Here is a 14,062-nt window from a genome sequence, read left to right as displayed (position 1 = left end):
CGGCCGCAGGTCACAGCGGGAGAACCCCTAAGCCCGCGCGCCAGCTCGGGCGGCGCCAGCGGGCGGGGCGCCGACATAATCGCCATCCAGTACAGCGAGCCGGCACAGATTCAACCAACCGCCGGCGCCAGGCACAGGCACAGGCCAGGGAGAGGCTCGATCATTCATGCGTCACAGCAACACACCCCGTTTCACCCTCATGTCTTTCGCGCGCCGCCGCGGCATCCAGCTGGGCCTGAGCGCCCTGGCCCTGCTGAGCGCCAGCTCCATCGCCTGGGCCCAGGCGCCCGCGGCCAAGGCCAAGAAGCCCGCGGCCACGGCCGCCGCCACCAAGGAGGCCGAAGGCTTCAGCATCGCGCCCGCCCCCGCCTGGGTGCTGCCGCTGCAGCCCGAGGCCAGCACCGGCCTGCCCAGCGCGCCGCTGCAGCTGCTGCTGATCGACAAGCAAACCCGCATCGAGCCCAGCGGCACGGTGCGCTACCAGCATGTGCTGCGCCAGATCAACGAGGCCTCGGGCCTGCAGAAAGGCGCGCAGATCGAGCTGGACTTTGACCCCAGCTTCCAGAAGCTGCAGTTCCACCGCCTCGAGGTCTGGCGCGATGGCAAGCGCCTGGACCGGCTGGAGCGCAAGCGCATCAAGCTGCTGCACCGCGAGCCCCAGCTGGAGCGCCAGATCATCGACGGCCGCATGACCGCCTCCATCGTGCTGGAAGACCTGCGCGTGGGCGACCGGGTGGAGTGGGCCGTCTCCCTGATCGGCGACAACCCCGTGTTCGGCGGCAAGTTCGTCGATCAGGAATGGACCAGCTCCAGCGGCGGCCCGGTCGGCCTGGTGCAGCTGCGCCTGCTGAGCCCGGCCGAGCGCACCATCCAGCACCGCATCGCCGAGCCCAGCGTCGAGGTCAGCAGCCGCGTCGACGGCGCCTGGCGCGAGACCTTGTTCAAGCGCCGCCTGGTGCCGCAGTTCCATTACGAGGAGACCGTGCCGGTCGGCGTCATGGTCAAGGACCAGGTGCAGCTCAGCGAGTTCGCCAACTGGGCCGAGGTGGCCAGCTGGGCCGAGCAGCTGTTTGCCAAGGCCATGCTGCCGGCCGAGGCGCTGGACGCCCGCGCCCGCGAGATCGAAGCCCAGGCCGCAACGCCTGAAGAGCGCCTGCGCCTGGCCCTGGACTTTGTGCAAAAAGAGATCCGCTACTTCGGCACCGAGATCGGCGCCAACTCGCACCAGCCCGCCCCCACCGAGCAGGTGCTGCGCCAGCGCTTCGGCGACTGCAAGGACAAGGCCGCCCTGCTGGTGACCCTGCTCAAGAAGCTGGGCATCGAGGCCACGCCCGCCCTGGTGGCCGCAAGCCTGCGCAGCGATGCCGCCCAACGCCTGCCCAGCCCCCTGGCTTTTGACCACGCCATCGCCGCCGTGCAGCTGGGCGAGCAAACGCTATGGCTCGACGCCACCCGCAGCCAGCAGCGGGGCGCACCGGCCGAGCGCCAATCGGTGGGCCTGGGTGTGGGCCTGCTGGCCAAGGCCAGCAGCAGCGAACTGAGCCGCCTGCCGCCCGCCCGCGAGGCCCTGCGCCTGGAGACCGTGGACACCTTCAGCTTCCCGCGCCTGGACCAGCCCGGCACGCTGCGCAGCGTCAGCACCTACCACGGCGACATGGCCGAGTGGATGCGCGAGGCCCGCGCCGCCCTGCCGGCCGCCGATTTCCGCAACCTGCTGGCGGCCGAAACCCTGCGCTTCTACCCCGGCCTGACGGTCGAGGGCGAGCCCGAGATCAGCGACCCCGAGGGCCGCAACGCCCTGCGCGTGGAGATCAAGTACCGCAGCGGCGATTTCTGGACCTTCCCCGAAAAACGCTGGCTGGCCGGCCCCATCGCCCTGCCCACCCTGATCGCCCAGCTGCGCCTGCCCGACCAAACCCCGCGCACCCAGCCCATGCGCCTGGCCATGAACGGCCGCTACCTGCACACCGTGCGCTACGAGTTTGCCGAGTCGCTCTACAGCCAGCCCAGCGACAGCCGCTTCGAGGAACGTAACGAGCATTTCGAGCTGCGCCTGCGCTACCGTGGCGAGCCCAAGATGCAGCAGATCGAGGGCGAGCTGCGCCTGCAGGCCGAGCAGGTGGCCGCCGGCAAATGGAGCGCCTACCGCGACCAGCTCAACAAGGTGGCGCCGCGCCTGGCCAACACCCTCACCGTGCCTGTGCTCAGCACCGAAGACCTGGTCAGCCTGCGCCGCGACATGACGGCCCTGACCGATCGCATGCGCAATGGCTCGCTCAAGGTGCTGACCGAAAACCAGGGCAGCGCCCATGCCCGCCTGCTGATGATGGACCGCATCCTCGCCGCCGGCCGCCTGCCGCCCAAGCTGCGCGCGGCCGCGCTCGTCGAGCGCGCCATCCAGCTCGACCACCTGGGCCAGTCCGACCGCGCCCAGACCTCGCTCTACGACGCTGCCCAGCTGCACGACGAGTCCTCCGAGGTGCACGCGGCCATGGCCGTCAACGCGCTGATGCAGCGCAAGGACGAACAGGCCGTCAGTCACGCCGATCGCGCCCTGGCCCTGGCGCCCAACGACACCGGCGCGCGCTACACCCGGGTCTACGCCCGCTACTTCGGTGGCCAGCTGCAAGAGGCGCAGAAAGAGCTGCAGGACATCCTGCAATCGGGCAGCGAGGTTGAGCGCAGCTACGGCAGCATCTGGCTCTACCTGACCAGCCGCAAGCTGGGCCAGGACGGCCAAGCCGCCATCCGTGATCTGCGCCCCAGCGCCGACAAGCCGGCCTGGCCCTACCCCGTGCTGCTGATGATGCAGGACCGGCTGGACGTGGACAGCGCCCTGGTCATGGCCCGCGAAGGCAAGCCCGAGGGCCAGGCCGACCGCGGCCGCGACTGCGAGCTGTACTTCTACGCCGCGCAGAAAGCCCTGCTCGACCAGGACCTGCCCAAGGCCCGCAACTACCTGAAGAAGAGCCTGGCCACTGGCGTGGTCGAGTTCAACGAGTACAGCATGGCCCAGCGCGAGCTCGATCGCATCGGCGCCCGTTGACCCTTTGCTGCCGCCGGAGCCCCCCGATGACGCCCTTGTTCAAGAAGCTCAATCTGGGCGCCCAGCGCCAGCTCACCGTGCTGAACGCCCCGGCCAGCTTCGAGCCCGAGCTGGCTGCACTGCGGGCGCAAGACCCGACCCTGCAGCTGCAGCGCGAAGCTCATGGCCCCGCGCCGCTGCACTTTGCCCTGGCCTTTGCCATCACCCAGGCCGAGCTGGACGCCGCCTGCCGCGCGCTCCTGCCCCTGGCCGAGGGCGACGCCCTGATCTGGATCGCCTACCCCAAGCAAAGCTCCAAACGCCTGCGCGGCGAGTTCCACCGCGACAGCGACTGGACCCTGCTGCGCGCCGCCGGCTTCGACACCGTGCGCCAGGTCGCCATCGACGAAGACTGGTCGGCGCTGAGGTTCCGGCGGCAGCAATACATCGGCTGAGGCCAAGCCCAGCCGATCAATCCGCCCACTGCCACCGATCCCGCCCCGCTGCCTTGGCCTGGTACAGGGCCTCGTCGGCGCGGTGGCAGAGTTCGGCGATGGTGTCGCCGGGGCGGGCCTGGGTGAGGCCGGCGGAGGCGGTGTAGTGCAGGCTCGGCTGTTCGGCCAGGGGGCTGGCCTGGCGGGTGCGGGCGAGCAGGCGCTCGACCACGGCCTGGGCCTGCTCGGCGCTGACATCGACCAGAAGCAGCACGAACTCCTCGCCGCCCATGCGGCCGAAGCCATCGACGCGGCGGCTGCTGGCTTGCAGCTGGCGGGCGAAATCGCAGATGACGGCGTCACCGGCGCCGTGGCCCAGGGTGTCGTTGATGCGCTTGAAGTGATCGAGGTCCAGCAAGGCCACAGCCAGCTGGCCGGCACCGATCTGCACACGGCTGAGTTGCTCCTGCATCTGCTGCAGCACATGGGCGCGGTTGCTGATGCCGGTCATGGGGTCGGTCTGCGCGGCGCGCAGGGCGCGGTCGCGTTCCTGGCGCAGGGCGCGGCCTTCGATCTTGAGCGCGGTGATGTCACTGGCGCTGCAAAGCATCCAGCCTTGCGCGTCCATGGTCTCGGTCATCCAGATCCAGCGGCCATCGATCAGATCGGCCTCGAAGGCGCGGAAGGGCTGCTTGCCGCGGCGCGAGGCGGCACCGGCCAGCCAGGTCTCGGGCTCGGGCGCGTTGACCTTGCTGCCGCGGCCGCTGGCCAGGTTGCGGCGCATCATGTCCAGCCAGGTGGTGTGGCCGTCGGGCTGCACATCAAAGGCCTGGCAGAAGGCCTCGTTGGCAAAGCGCAGCACATCGTGGTTGTCGAACAGGGCCAGCAGCTTGGGGCTGGCTTCATGCAGCGCCAGCAGGCGCTGGGCGATCAAGGCCTGTTCGGCATCGTCGCGGGGGAGTTCGGCGGGGTCCATGAGGCAAGCATGCAGGCGAGCGGGCGGTTTGAGGCGATTCGAGCACAAAGGGCGAGCGCCCGGGATGCCCCATCATCGCCGCAAACACTGCCGCGGCAAGCCAGGATCTGTGGCTGCTTGTGCACTTCGGCCCGAAATGCAGCGGCGCGAGACAGGGCCACGTGAACCACCCTGAGCGCTTCGCCCCGATGTCTCAGCACCGACCGCGCGCCAGCAGGCCGAGCACCTGCGGGCACCCGACCCGCGGTTCATCACCCCGGGCCTGCGCCTGCGCCCGCCACGGCGGGTCTCACTGCAAGCTCAGTCGCTCGCTTTCCAAACCCTGGGCCAGGGCAGTCAGGCGCGCCTGGGCGCTCTGCGGCAGCAGGGTTTGCAGATGCTGACAGATGCGCAAGGCGTAGCTGGGCCGGGTCAGCTGGGCGATGCGCTCAAGCACCGGTTCCAGGCGATCGAGCAGCTCCGTTTCGCTGCGGCTGCCGTGCACCAGGGCGGCCAGGGTGGTGGCCTCGGGGCCGCGGATCATGGCCAGCATGTCGATCAGGTACATCTTGGCGGCGGCAGAGGAGCGGCGCTCCAGGGCGGCCGCTTCAGGCGGGGGGGCAGGTCTTGCCACTTTGGCCACTGTGACCGCGTGTGCCGCCGAACTGGCGGTCGAGGCCGGCGCCACGGGCGGCTCCAGGCTCAAAAAACCCAGCTCGGCCAGGCGCTCCATGGCGGCCGCGCCGCCCAGGCCGACCATGCCGGCCAGTTCCTGAAACGCGCGCTCGCCATTGGCCAGCACCAGGATCTGGCGGTCGCGGGCGTTCAGCGCGGGGTCGCGCAGGCGCAGGGCCTCGCGGCCCGAATCGGTCTTGCGGGGGTACTTCATGGCAGTGGCGCTCGATGCGGCAGCCGTGCTTCATGCATCAGCCGCCAAGCGTGCCCAGCAGCACGGGGCCGCCAGTCTCTGCCGCGCCTGTGACGGTGCTGTGAAAGGAAAGCGCCTGCCGGGCGCTCAGCGGAGAGCGCCAGCGTGGCGCTCAGCGCGCCAGTGGCGAGGGCATGGGCAAGGGCAACACCGCCAGCATGTCCTCGCCCTCCTCGTCCAGGCCCTGCTCGACAAAGCCATGGCGGGCGTAGAGCCGGCGCGAGCCCTCGTTCTCGGGGTGGTAGCAGATCTCCACCTCACGCAGCGCCGGGTCGGCCGCGATCTCGCGGATGGCCGCCTGCAAGGCCAGGCTGCCCAGACCCCGGCCCTGATGCGGCAGGGCGATCATGAAGCGCCAGATGGATACGCGCTGCGCCGTCACCGGCACCCACATCATGAAGCCCACCAACTCGGCGCCGGCGTGGATGGCCCGCACCTGGTAGCCCGGGTTGTAAGCCGCCTCCAGCAGTGACCAGGTATTGCTGGCCAGCATGGGTTTTTGCGCCTCGCTCAAGGGCAGGTCACAGACGGCCTCGTAGTTGGCGCGGGTGACGGGCTGCAGGGTGACTTCGAGTGTTGGGGTCGGCATCGGTTTCAGGGGTAACTGTCGGGAATGCCTTGCACGCCGGTGCCTCGGCGAGCAAGGCGCAGCAAGGGCTTGCTGAAGCAAGCATCGGCCAGGCATGCCAGGAGCGGAACCACCACGATCAAAGTCACGGTCACGCCGAGAGCCCATGGCACCCAGTTCATGGGCAGCAAGAGCAGCATGCCGAGGTACACCCCGGTGTTGCGGTAGTAGGCCATGACACGCAGGCGGGTGGGCATGTGGCGGCGCCACAGAGCTTGCAACAGCCAAGGTTTCGGTGGCGGCAAGCCGAACTCACGCCGACGCGCACGATCCGCGCTGCGCCAGCGTACCAGCACGGGCAGGGCGCAGACCAAGACCGCCGCGGCCCAGGGGACCCAGGCCCACAACCAACCGGCGCACCAACGCAGCGCGCTGGGCTGAGCCTGCTGCCAAGCCTCTTGGGCCCACGGCAGCAAAGCGTCCGCCACCCCCCCCCACACACCCTCTCGGCTGAGACTGAGCAGCAGCGCCAGCAGGGCCAAACTCAGAGCCGCCTGCCGCCACACCGTGCCTCCGGCAGCCAGCAGGCGCAAAAAGCGATGCTGGCCGGCGCGCAGCAAACGCTCGCGACGGCGCATGGCCGCCTCGTCACGAAACGGCGGCTCGTATGGCGCCGCGGCCTTGTGCTGCCAGCCCGGATGATGCTCCAGCGGCGAGCCCGGCTGACGCAGCGGCGCCAGGTTCTCCTCGGCCTGCAGATAGCCTTGGCGAATCAACGCCTCGGCTTCGAGATCGCTGAAGGCATCGAGATCGGTGCGCAGGCGCGCCAGCAAGCGGCGCTCGCGCTCGTCGGCCTGGGCCAGGGTCAGGGCTGGCTCCGGCGAGCGCTCGCCCGGCGCCCGCTCTTCCAGCATCTGCCGCCCGCGCAAGAGAGGCACACCGGAATCGATGCGGAAGTTGATCAAGACCTTGAGCGCACGCAGGCTCAGAAACTCCTTCGCGGTGGTGCCCAAAGACTCCCCCGCAAGCCGCTCCGTCAGACGCACGCGCTCGCGCAACTCATGGCGGAACAGATTGAGCGGCAGCTCGGACAAGATGGCCGTCAGCCGCGCGCTCAGGCCCAGGCGGCCGACGGAGGCCTCTTGCTGCTCGGTCTCGAAAATGCCGCCGGGGTCGCTGGCGATGATGAGATTGCATTGCTCATCCAGCAGCGCCGTCGTGCCCATATTGTCGAAAACGCCACCATCGGTCAGGCCCAGGGTGCGCACGCGGCGGTCGTCGTAGAAGTCCGACAGCAAATAGGGCGGGAACACCGGCGGAAAGGCGGCCGAGGCAGTAACGGCCTGGGCCAGCGGCAGCCGCTGCCATTCCTGGCTGGCCTGCGGGGACACCATCCAGGCAGCTCGCAGGTTGTAGATTTCCAGGATCAGTCGACAGGCCTGCTGCTGCGCCCGCGCAAGACGCATGGGATGGAGCGCGCGCAGTTGGTCCCAGTTGAACTGCGAATCTCGTTGGCCGTCCGGCAGCAGGCTGAAAAACGCTTCGCGCAAGCTGGCGACATGCTGGCTCAGGCAAAGCCCATCGGTGACCTTGGGGCGGAGCCGGCGGCCTCGCAGCAGAAACCAGGCGGGCGTTTTGAGCGCACGCAATCGGCCCGATTCGGCATCGCTGAGCCACTGCACCAGCGTCTCCAGCGTCACACCCGGTGCCAGCTGGTCCATCAGCGTTTGCAGAGCCCGGCAGCGCTTGCGCAAACCAGAAGCATCACTTCGGCTCCAAACCGACAGCACCGACTCGGCCCATGCCTTGTCCTTCGCGCTCAATGTCACGCGCGGCTTCAAGGCAGTGTCTTCCGGATACAGCAGCACCTTGCGCGGCAAAAGCTCGGTCTCGATCTCGCCGTAGCGCAAATGCCCGAAGTACCACTCGCCCAGCTCCGCGTGCGAGAACCAGAAACGCGCGCCAGAGTTGAGCGAGGTGGCGTTGATGATCCAGCGGGTCAGGGCCGAGCCCGGCTTGGCGTCGGCAGCCCCCTCCCACAAGGCCTGGTGGTTGTAGTTCTCCGATCCGCCGGCGCGGGACGATGCCTCCGCCCGCAGGCGCAAAGCCAACAAAGGCAGACGATCTGACTTGGCCTGCCCCGTTGTGCTGCGCAGGCGCTGCGCCACCCCATTCAGCAAATGCTCGTCGTACAGCTTGGCCATCGCCGTGGCCAGAGAGTCGGGCCCCAGGCACACCTTGAACAAGGTCCAGGGATGCATCAGCAAGCGGGTGCGCAGATTGAGCTGGGCGGCACGGCGCATGTCCTGCTCCACACGCCGCACCAGTTGCAGATAGGCATAGCGGCTGAGCCCGCCCAAACGCGGCGGCAGCTGCGCCAGCATCGGCTGCTCCAGCTCCGCCTTCAGATGCATCAAGTACAGCGCCCCCACCACCGAGCCGCCGGACACGGTGGACAGCACCTCGACATAACGCAAAAGGTCCAGCTCCGCCAGGCGGCGCAACACGCCGACATGAAACAGCGAGGCACGGAAGCCACCGCCGGCCAGGGCCAGGCCCAGCTTGTGGCGCGGTGGGTGATCTGGCGAAGAAGACAGCTCAGTCATGATGGGTGGGGCTCATGCATCGACTCCTCGGGCCGCGACTGTAAGGCCTGCAAACAGCCACAGCAGTCTCCAAGGAACTCACTGAGGGAAATCACGGTTAGCCCTGGCTGGGCCTGCTTCGCTGTGCTGCCGCGTGCCGCGCCATGACAGATCGCCCGCGGGTGGGCTCAAAACAGACATCCAGGCCTGCGCTATATTGCGCCGCACCCCGCCGCCACTTTCTCCCGGATTCGCCCTCCCCGCCCCTGCCCATGGATGCCGCCTGGATCGCCCTGGCCCTGTCACTCAAAGTGGCCGGCTGGGCCACGGCCGTGAATCTGGTGCTGGGCACGGCGGCCGGCTATGGCCTGGCGCGCTGGCGCCGCTTTCCGGGGCGCGAGCTGCTCGATGCCTTGCTGACCCTGCCCATGGTGCTGCCGCCCACGGTGCTGGGCTACTACCTGCTGGTGCTGCTGGGTCGGCGCGGGCCGATCGGCCAGTGGCTGGACACCCATCTCGGCATCCAGCTGATCTTCACCTGGCAGGGTGCGGTGATCGCCGCAGCCCTGGTGTCGTTTCCGCTGGTGATGAAATCGGCACGGGCCGGTTTCGAGGGCGTGGACCGCCAGCTGGAGCAGGCCGGGCGCGTGCTGGGCCTGGGGCCCTGGGCGCTGTTCTTCCGCGTCAGCCTGCCGCTGGCTTGGCGCGGGGTGCTGGCCGGGCTGCTGCTGGCGTTTGCGCGCGCGCTCGGCGAGTTTGGCGCCACGCTGATGGTGGCGGGCAGCATCCCCGGGCAGACGCAAACCCTGTCCATCGCCATCTTCGAGGCGGTGCAGGCGGGCCAGGACGGCAGCGCCAGCTTGCTGGTCGGCCTGACCTCGCTGACCTGTGTGGCCGTGCTGCTGGCCGCCGGCCGGCTGCAACCCTCGCGGAGCGCGGCATGAGCACGAAAGTCAGCAACACACCCAGCGCCTGCTTCGATGTGCAGATCCAGCAAACCCTGCGCAGCCGCGAGCGATCGGGCAGCCGCTTCAGCCTGAACCTGCGCTTTCGCAGCGAGGCCATGCACACGGTGCTCTACGGCCCCTCGGGCGCCGGCAAGAGCCTCACGCTGCAAGCCATCGCCGGCCTGAACCGCCCCGACCAGGGCCGCATCAGCTGCCAGGGTCAGGTCTTGCTCGACAGCGTGCGCAGCATCGATGTGCCGGCGGCGCAGCGCGGCTTTGGCTATCTGTTCCAGGACTACGCCCTGTTCCCGCACCTCGATGTGCGGCAGAACGTGGCCTTTGGCCTGCGCCGCGGCTGGCTCAACCCCAGCCGGCGCTGGCGCGACCCGCGCGTCGAGCATTGGCTGCAGGCCTTCGAGCTGGACGCCGTGGCCGGGCAGCGGCCCGAGCAACTCTCCGGCGGGCAACGCCAGCGCACCGCTCTCGCTCGCGCCCTGGTGGGTGCGCCGCGCGCCCTGCTGCTGGACGAGCCCTTCTCGGCCCTGGACCCGGCCCTGCGCGGCCGCCTGCGCGAGGAGCTGGCTGCCCTGCTGCAGCGCCTGCAGATCCCCATGCTGATGATCACCCACGACCCCGAGGACCTGGCCTTCTTCGGCGGCCTGGCCCTGCAGCTGCGCGCCGGCCGCCTGGTGGGCGGCGAGGCCGAGATCGACAGCGAGTTCGAACAAGGGCTGGCCGCGTGAACCTCTTCGTCTCGCTCAAATACCTGGTCGCGCTCGATGACCACAAACATTTCGGCCGTGCCGCGCTGGCATGCCATGTCACCCAACCGGCGCTTTCCAACGCCTTGCGGGCGCTGGAGGAGAGCTATGGCACGGCCATCGTCAAACGCGGCCGCAGCTTCGCCGGCTTTACCGAAGAGGGCGAGCGCGTGCTGGCCAGCGCGCGCCGCATGCTGCACGAGCAGGAGCTGCTGCAGCAAGAGCTGGACAGCCGCAGCGGCTCGCCCTGCGGGAACCTGCTGATCGGCTCGGTGCCCACGGCCATGCCCATCGCGGCCCGCTTTGTGGCGCGCCTGCAGGCCCTGCATCCGGGCATACGGCCGACGCTGCGCTCGATGAGCTCGGTCGAGCTGGAGGCGGGGCTGGAAAGCCTGGCGCTCGACCTGGCTCTGGGCTATAGCGAGCGCCTGGAGCGCAGCCGCGCCCAGCTGCGCCTGCTGCCTCAGTACATCGAACATTACTTCCTGCTGCAGCGGCATGCCGAAACTCCGGGCCGCAGCGGGATCGGCCTGTCCATCGGCGCAGAGCTGGGCTGGCAGGCCGCCGCCGCACTGCCCCTGTGCCTGCTCAGCGCCGAAATGCACAACCGCCGCATCATCGACCGCGCCTTTGCCGACGCCGGCGTCCCCAAGGTGCAGGCGGCGATCGAATCCAATTCCACCGCTGCGCTGGTCAGCTGTGTGCTGGCCGGCCAGGTCAGCAGCGTGCTGCCCGGCGCCCTGCTCGGCGAACTCCAGGCCTACGGCCCATCCACATGCGGCCTGCAGGCGCGCCCCCTGGTGGCCCCTCTGGTTGGCGTGCCCATCGCCCTAATGCTGCATCAGGGCAGCCGCCCCTCACGCACACTGGAAGCGGCCTTGGCGCTGGCGGAAGACCCGGCATGGTTGGCAGAGGCGGCACAACACAGCGGCTTGTTGCAGGGGCGCTGAAAGCGCTAGCGCTTGTCGACTTCCAACGGTTGAATGGCCGTGTGAAGCCCGCAAGCGTGAAACCAGGAGTGCATGCAACAGCGAAGGCGACACCCGGCCACCGCACACACCAAGCAGGAGCGGCCCTCTACACTTGGCGCGGTGCGTGCTGACTGCTCAGGAAAGGCGATGTCCATGGCAACTTTGAAGAATTCACTTCTCGGCGTCGCGCTTGGAACTGCACTATTGCTTCTCGTGCCAGCTGTCGCGATGCAAATCAGCTCAGAGGTTTCGTGGGGCCCCGGTGATTTCCTCGCTGCCGCAGTTCTTCTGTTTGCTTCCGGCTCCATCGCAGTCTTGGGGCTGAGACAGGTCTCGGGTGTGGGTCGTCGGCTCGCCCTCGTGCTTGCCCTTGCCTTCGGCCTCGCCGTGGTGTGGGCTGAACTCGCAGTTGGCCTTTTCTCCTGAATGCTGGCCGCAGCGCCAGTTCTGAACGATGTGGTTCCGCCGTTCGCCGGGACTGGAGTCGCTCAGCCCAGGCAATGCGGAGGCCTGGCACTGCATCAGCTCCGCCGCCATGGGCTTCTTCTCATCACGACCTGAGGTCGGCTTGGCTGTGCAGTTCAGTTCGAACACCCGTGGGGTGCTGTTCGAACCCGCCACCTGAGCAGACGCGCGGTCTTCTCGGCGGAAATGGCGCTCCGGAGCGCTTACCAAGCCGGGGTGGCGGCAGTCTGGCGGCTCGGAGGCAGGCACAGACCGCTCAGCCCTGATTCCCCAAACTGATCGCCCCATTTCCGGATTGAATTGGACAATCTGAGCGGTCTGAGCGACCCTCGCAACGCCCGCAGCCATGGCTGCCACACAGCCATGCGCCTCTGTCTGAACAGCCCCTAGCCATGAACGATCTCTCCCTGTCCGAACTGCTGGCCGCACACCCGCCCCGAGACGGCGCCCTGCTGCCCCTGCTGCATGCCGTGCAGGAGGCCCTGGGCCATGTGCCGCCGGCCGCCGTGCCCCTGATTGCCGAGCACCTGAGCCTGTCCCGGGCCGAGGTCCATGGGGTGATCAGTTACTACCATTTCTTTCGCAGCTCAGCGCCGGGCAAGCAGGTGCTGCAGGTCTGCCGCGCTGAAGCATGCCAGGCCCGCGGCGCCGAAGCGCTGCTGGCCCATGCCGAAGCGCGCCTGGGCTGCGCCTCGCACCACACACGGGCCGACGGCGCGGTGACGCTGGAGCCGGTCTACTGCCTGGGCCTGTGCGCCTCGGCCCCAGCCCTGCAGATCAACGAACGCCTGCACGCCCGCATGACGCCGGCCAAGCTGGACGCCCTGCTGGCCAAGGAGGGCCTGTGATGACGAGCGCCATCGTGAAAGTATTCGTGCCGCGCGATTCCGCCGCGCTGGCGGTGGGCGCCGACGAGGTGGCCGAGGCCTTGCGCCATGAGTGCCAATGCCGCGGCCTGAGCATCGAGCTGGTGCGCAATGGCTCGCGTGGCCTGTTCTGGCTGGAGACCCTGGTTGAGGTGCAGACGCCGCAAGGCCGCATCGCCTACGGCCCGGTCGAGGCCGCCGATGTGCCGGGCCTGCTCGATGCCGGCCTGCTGCAAGGCGGCGAACACCCGCTGCGCCAGGGCGTGACCGAGCAGATTCCCTTCCTGGCGCTGCAAGAGCGATTGACCTTCCGCCGCGTCGGCGTCATCGACCCGCTCTCGCTGGCCGACTACGAAGCCCACGAGGGCTGGGCCGGCCTGCGCCGCGCGCTCAGCCTGGACGGCAGCGCCATCATCCAGGAGATGCTGCACTCGGGCCTGCGCGGTCGCGGCGGCGCGGCCTTCCCGGCCGGCATCAAGTGGAAGACGGTGCGTGAAGCCAAGGCCGACCAAAAGTACATCGTCTGCAACGCCGACGAAGGCGACTCGGGCACCTACTCCGACCGCATGACCATGGAGGGCGATCCCTTCATGCTGATCGAGGGCTTGACCATCGCCGCGCTGGCGGTGGGCGCCACCCGCGGCTACATCTACATCCGCTCCGAGTACCCGCATGCCATCGCGACGATGAACGAAGCCATCGCCCGCGCCACGGCCGCCGGCTTCCTGGGCGACAGCGTCTGCGGCAGCGGCCAGGCCTTCCATCTGGAAGTACGCAAGGCGGCGGGCAGTTATGTTTGCGGCGAAGAGACCGCCATGCTGGAGAGCATCGAAGGCAAGCGCGGCGTGGTGCGCGCCAAGCCGCCACTGCCGGCGCTCTCGGGTCTGTTCGGCCAGCCGACGGTCATCAACAACGTCATCACCTTTGCCAGCGCGCCCATCATCCTGGCGCGCGGTGCCCAGGCCTACCGTGACTTTGGCGTCGGCCGTTCGCACGGCACCCTGCCCTTCCAACTGGCCGGCAATATCAAGCATGGCGGCCTGGTCGAGAAAGCCTTCGGCCTGACGCTGCGCGAGTTGCTCTACGGCTTCGGCGGCGGCACGGCCAGCGGACGGCCGATCAAGGCGGTGCAGGTCGGCGGCCCGCTGGGCGCCTATGTGCCCGAGTCGCAATGGGATGTGCCGCTGGACTACGAGGCCTACGCGGCCATGGGCGCCGTGGTCGGCCACGGCGGCATCGTCGTGCATGACGACACGGCCGACTTGTCCCAGCTGGCCCGCTACGCCATGGAGTTCTGCGCCATCGAGTCCTGCGGCAAGTGCACGCCCTGCCGCATCGGCTCGACCCGCGGCGTGGAGGTCATCGACCGCATCCGCAAGAACCAGAACCGCGCCGAGCAGGTGATCCTGCTGCGCGACCTCTGCGACACCATGACCCACGGTTCGCTCTGTGCCATGGGCGGCATGACGCCGTTCCCGGTGCTCTCGGCGCTGAACCACTACCCGCAGGACTTCGGTCTTGCCGCGCCCGACCAGGCCGCGGCCTGAGCCCAGGAGC

Annotated in this window: 12 protein-coding genes; 7 read left to right on the top strand and 5 right to left on the bottom strand. The window is 68.8% G+C overall.

All coding sequences use genetic code 11. From position 1 onward, the window contains the following. Positions 1 to 199 precede the first annotated feature (199 nt). Both OOB33_RS05995 and OOB33_RS05990 read left to right on the top strand, forming a co-directional pair. Positions 200 to 3,046, top strand: coding sequence for a DUF3857 domain-containing protein (locus tag OOB33_RS05995; protein WP_271008032.1), 2,847 nt, complete (start codon positions 200 to 202; stop codon positions 3,044 to 3,046). A gap of 26 nt (positions 3,047 to 3,072) precedes the next feature. After that, on the top strand, positions 3,073 to 3,480 hold the full coding sequence (locus OOB33_RS05990; protein ID WP_271008031.1) for a hypothetical protein: 408 nt from the start codon (positions 3,073 to 3,075) through the stop codon (positions 3,478 to 3,480). A 16-nt stretch (positions 3,481 to 3,496) separates the two neighbouring features. On the opposite strand, the gene OOB33_RS05985 is transcribed toward OOB33_RS05990, so the two are convergent. The 4 genes from OOB33_RS05985 to OOB33_RS05970 form a co-directional block, all read right to left on the bottom strand. After that, the gene (locus OOB33_RS05985; RefSeq protein ID WP_271008030.1) at positions 3,497 to 4,435 is read right to left on the bottom strand and encodes a sensor domain-containing diguanylate cyclase; all 939 of its coding nucleotides are present in this window, start codon (positions 4,433 to 4,435) and stop codon (positions 3,497 to 3,499) included. A gap of 289 nt (positions 4,436 to 4,724) precedes the next feature. Further along, the gene (locus OOB33_RS05980) at positions 4,725 to 5,303 is read right to left on the bottom strand and encodes a hypothetical protein (protein ID WP_271008029.1); all 579 of its coding nucleotides are present in this window, start codon (positions 5,301 to 5,303) and stop codon (positions 4,725 to 4,727) included. 151 nt (positions 5,304 to 5,454) lie between these two features. Continuing rightward, entirely contained in the window at positions 5,455 to 5,931 is a 477-nt protein-coding gene (locus OOB33_RS05975; protein ID WP_271008028.1) for a GNAT family N-acetyltransferase, read from the bottom strand. A gap of 5 nt (positions 5,932 to 5,936) precedes the next feature. After that, positions 5,937 to 8,516 (bottom strand): patatin-like phospholipase family protein, encoded by a 2,580-nt coding sequence (locus OOB33_RS05970; RefSeq protein ID WP_271008027.1) that lies wholly within the window; start codon positions 8,514 to 8,516, stop codon positions 5,937 to 5,939. A gap of 251 nt (positions 8,517 to 8,767) precedes the next feature. On the opposite strand from OOB33_RS05970, the gene modB reads away from it, so the two are divergent. Genes modB through OOB33_RS05955 form a run of 3 tightly spaced genes read left to right on the top strand, consistent with a single transcriptional unit; the run spans position 8,768 to position 11,153 of the window. After that, positions 8,768 to 9,439 (top strand): molybdate ABC transporter permease subunit, encoded by a 672-nt coding sequence (gene modB, locus OOB33_RS05965; protein WP_102768481.1) that lies wholly within the window; start codon positions 8,768 to 8,770, stop codon positions 9,437 to 9,439. Beyond that, on the top strand, positions 9,436 to 10,185 hold the full coding sequence (locus OOB33_RS05960) for an ABC transporter ATP-binding protein (protein WP_271008026.1): 750 nt from the start codon (positions 9,436 to 9,438) through the stop codon (positions 10,183 to 10,185). The genes modB and OOB33_RS05960 overlap by 4 nt, the downstream gene beginning before the upstream one ends. After that, entirely contained in the window at positions 10,182 to 11,153 is a 972-nt protein-coding gene (locus OOB33_RS05955) for a LysR family transcriptional regulator (protein ID WP_271008025.1), read from the top strand. Before OOB33_RS05960 ends, OOB33_RS05955 begins: the two co-directional genes overlap by 4 nt. Before the next feature lie 261 nt (positions 11,154 to 11,414). Here OOB33_RS05955 and OOB33_RS05950 read toward each other — a convergent pair whose 3' ends face one another. After that, positions 11,415 to 11,768, bottom strand: coding sequence for a hypothetical protein (locus tag OOB33_RS05950; protein ID WP_271008024.1), 354 nt, complete (start codon positions 11,766 to 11,768; stop codon positions 11,415 to 11,417). A 263-nt stretch (positions 11,769 to 12,031) separates the two neighbouring features. On the opposite strand from OOB33_RS05950, the gene OOB33_RS05945 reads away from it, so the two are divergent. Both OOB33_RS05945 and OOB33_RS05940 read left to right on the top strand, forming a co-directional pair. Beyond that, the gene (locus OOB33_RS05945; protein WP_102768484.1) at positions 12,032 to 12,487 is read left to right on the top strand and encodes a formate dehydrogenase subunit gamma; all 456 of its coding nucleotides are present in this window, start codon (positions 12,032 to 12,034) and stop codon (positions 12,485 to 12,487) included. Next, positions 12,487 to 14,052, top strand: a complete 1,566-nt coding sequence (locus tag OOB33_RS05940; protein WP_271008023.1) for a formate dehydrogenase beta subunit — start codon at positions 12,487 to 12,489, stop codon at positions 14,050 to 14,052. Before OOB33_RS05945 ends, OOB33_RS05940 begins: the two co-directional genes overlap by 1 nt. Positions 14,053 to 14,062 lie beyond the last annotated feature (10 nt).

This window comes from Paucibacter sp. B51 (genome assembly GCF_027863535.1).
GTDB classification, from domain to species: domain Bacteria; phylum Pseudomonadota; class Gammaproteobacteria; order Burkholderiales; family Burkholderiaceae_C; genus Paucibacter_A; species Paucibacter_A aquatilis.
This window is presented reverse-complemented; position numbering and strand designations above follow the sequence as displayed.

Excerpts from the sequence above, each read along its gene's own strand:
- OOB33_RS05995 (WP_271008032.1), top strand. The coding sequence starts at position 200 with ATGTCTTTCGCGCGCCGCCGCGGCATCCAGCTGGGCCTGAGCGCCCTG.
- OOB33_RS05990 (WP_271008031.1), top strand. The coding sequence starts at position 3,073 with ATGACGCCCTTGTTCAAGAAGCTCAATCTGGGCGCCCAGCGCCAGCTC.
- OOB33_RS05985 (WP_271008030.1), bottom strand. The coding sequence starts at position 4,435 with ATGGACCCCGCCGAACTCCCCCGCGACGATGCCGAACAGGCCTTGATC.
- OOB33_RS05980 (WP_271008029.1), bottom strand. The coding sequence starts at position 5,303 with ATGAAGTACCCCCGCAAGACCGATTCGGGCCGCGAGGCCCTGCGCCTG.
- OOB33_RS05975 (WP_271008028.1), bottom strand. The coding sequence starts at position 5,931 with ATGCCGACCCCAACACTCGAAGTCACCCTGCAGCCCGTCACCCGCGCC.
- OOB33_RS05970 (WP_271008027.1), bottom strand. The coding sequence starts at position 8,516 with ATGACTGAGCTGTCTTCTTCGCCAGATCACCCACCGCGCCACAAGCTG.
- modB (WP_102768481.1), top strand. The coding sequence starts at position 8,768 with ATGGATGCCGCCTGGATCGCCCTGGCCCTGTCACTCAAAGTGGCCGGC.
- OOB33_RS05960 (WP_271008026.1), top strand. The coding sequence starts at position 9,436 with ATGAGCACGAAAGTCAGCAACACACCCAGCGCCTGCTTCGATGTGCAG.
- OOB33_RS05945 (WP_102768484.1), top strand. The coding sequence starts at position 12,032 with ATGAACGATCTCTCCCTGTCCGAACTGCTGGCCGCACACCCGCCCCGA.
- OOB33_RS05940 (WP_271008023.1), top strand. The coding sequence starts at position 12,487 with ATGACGAGCGCCATCGTGAAAGTATTCGTGCCGCGCGATTCCGCCGCG.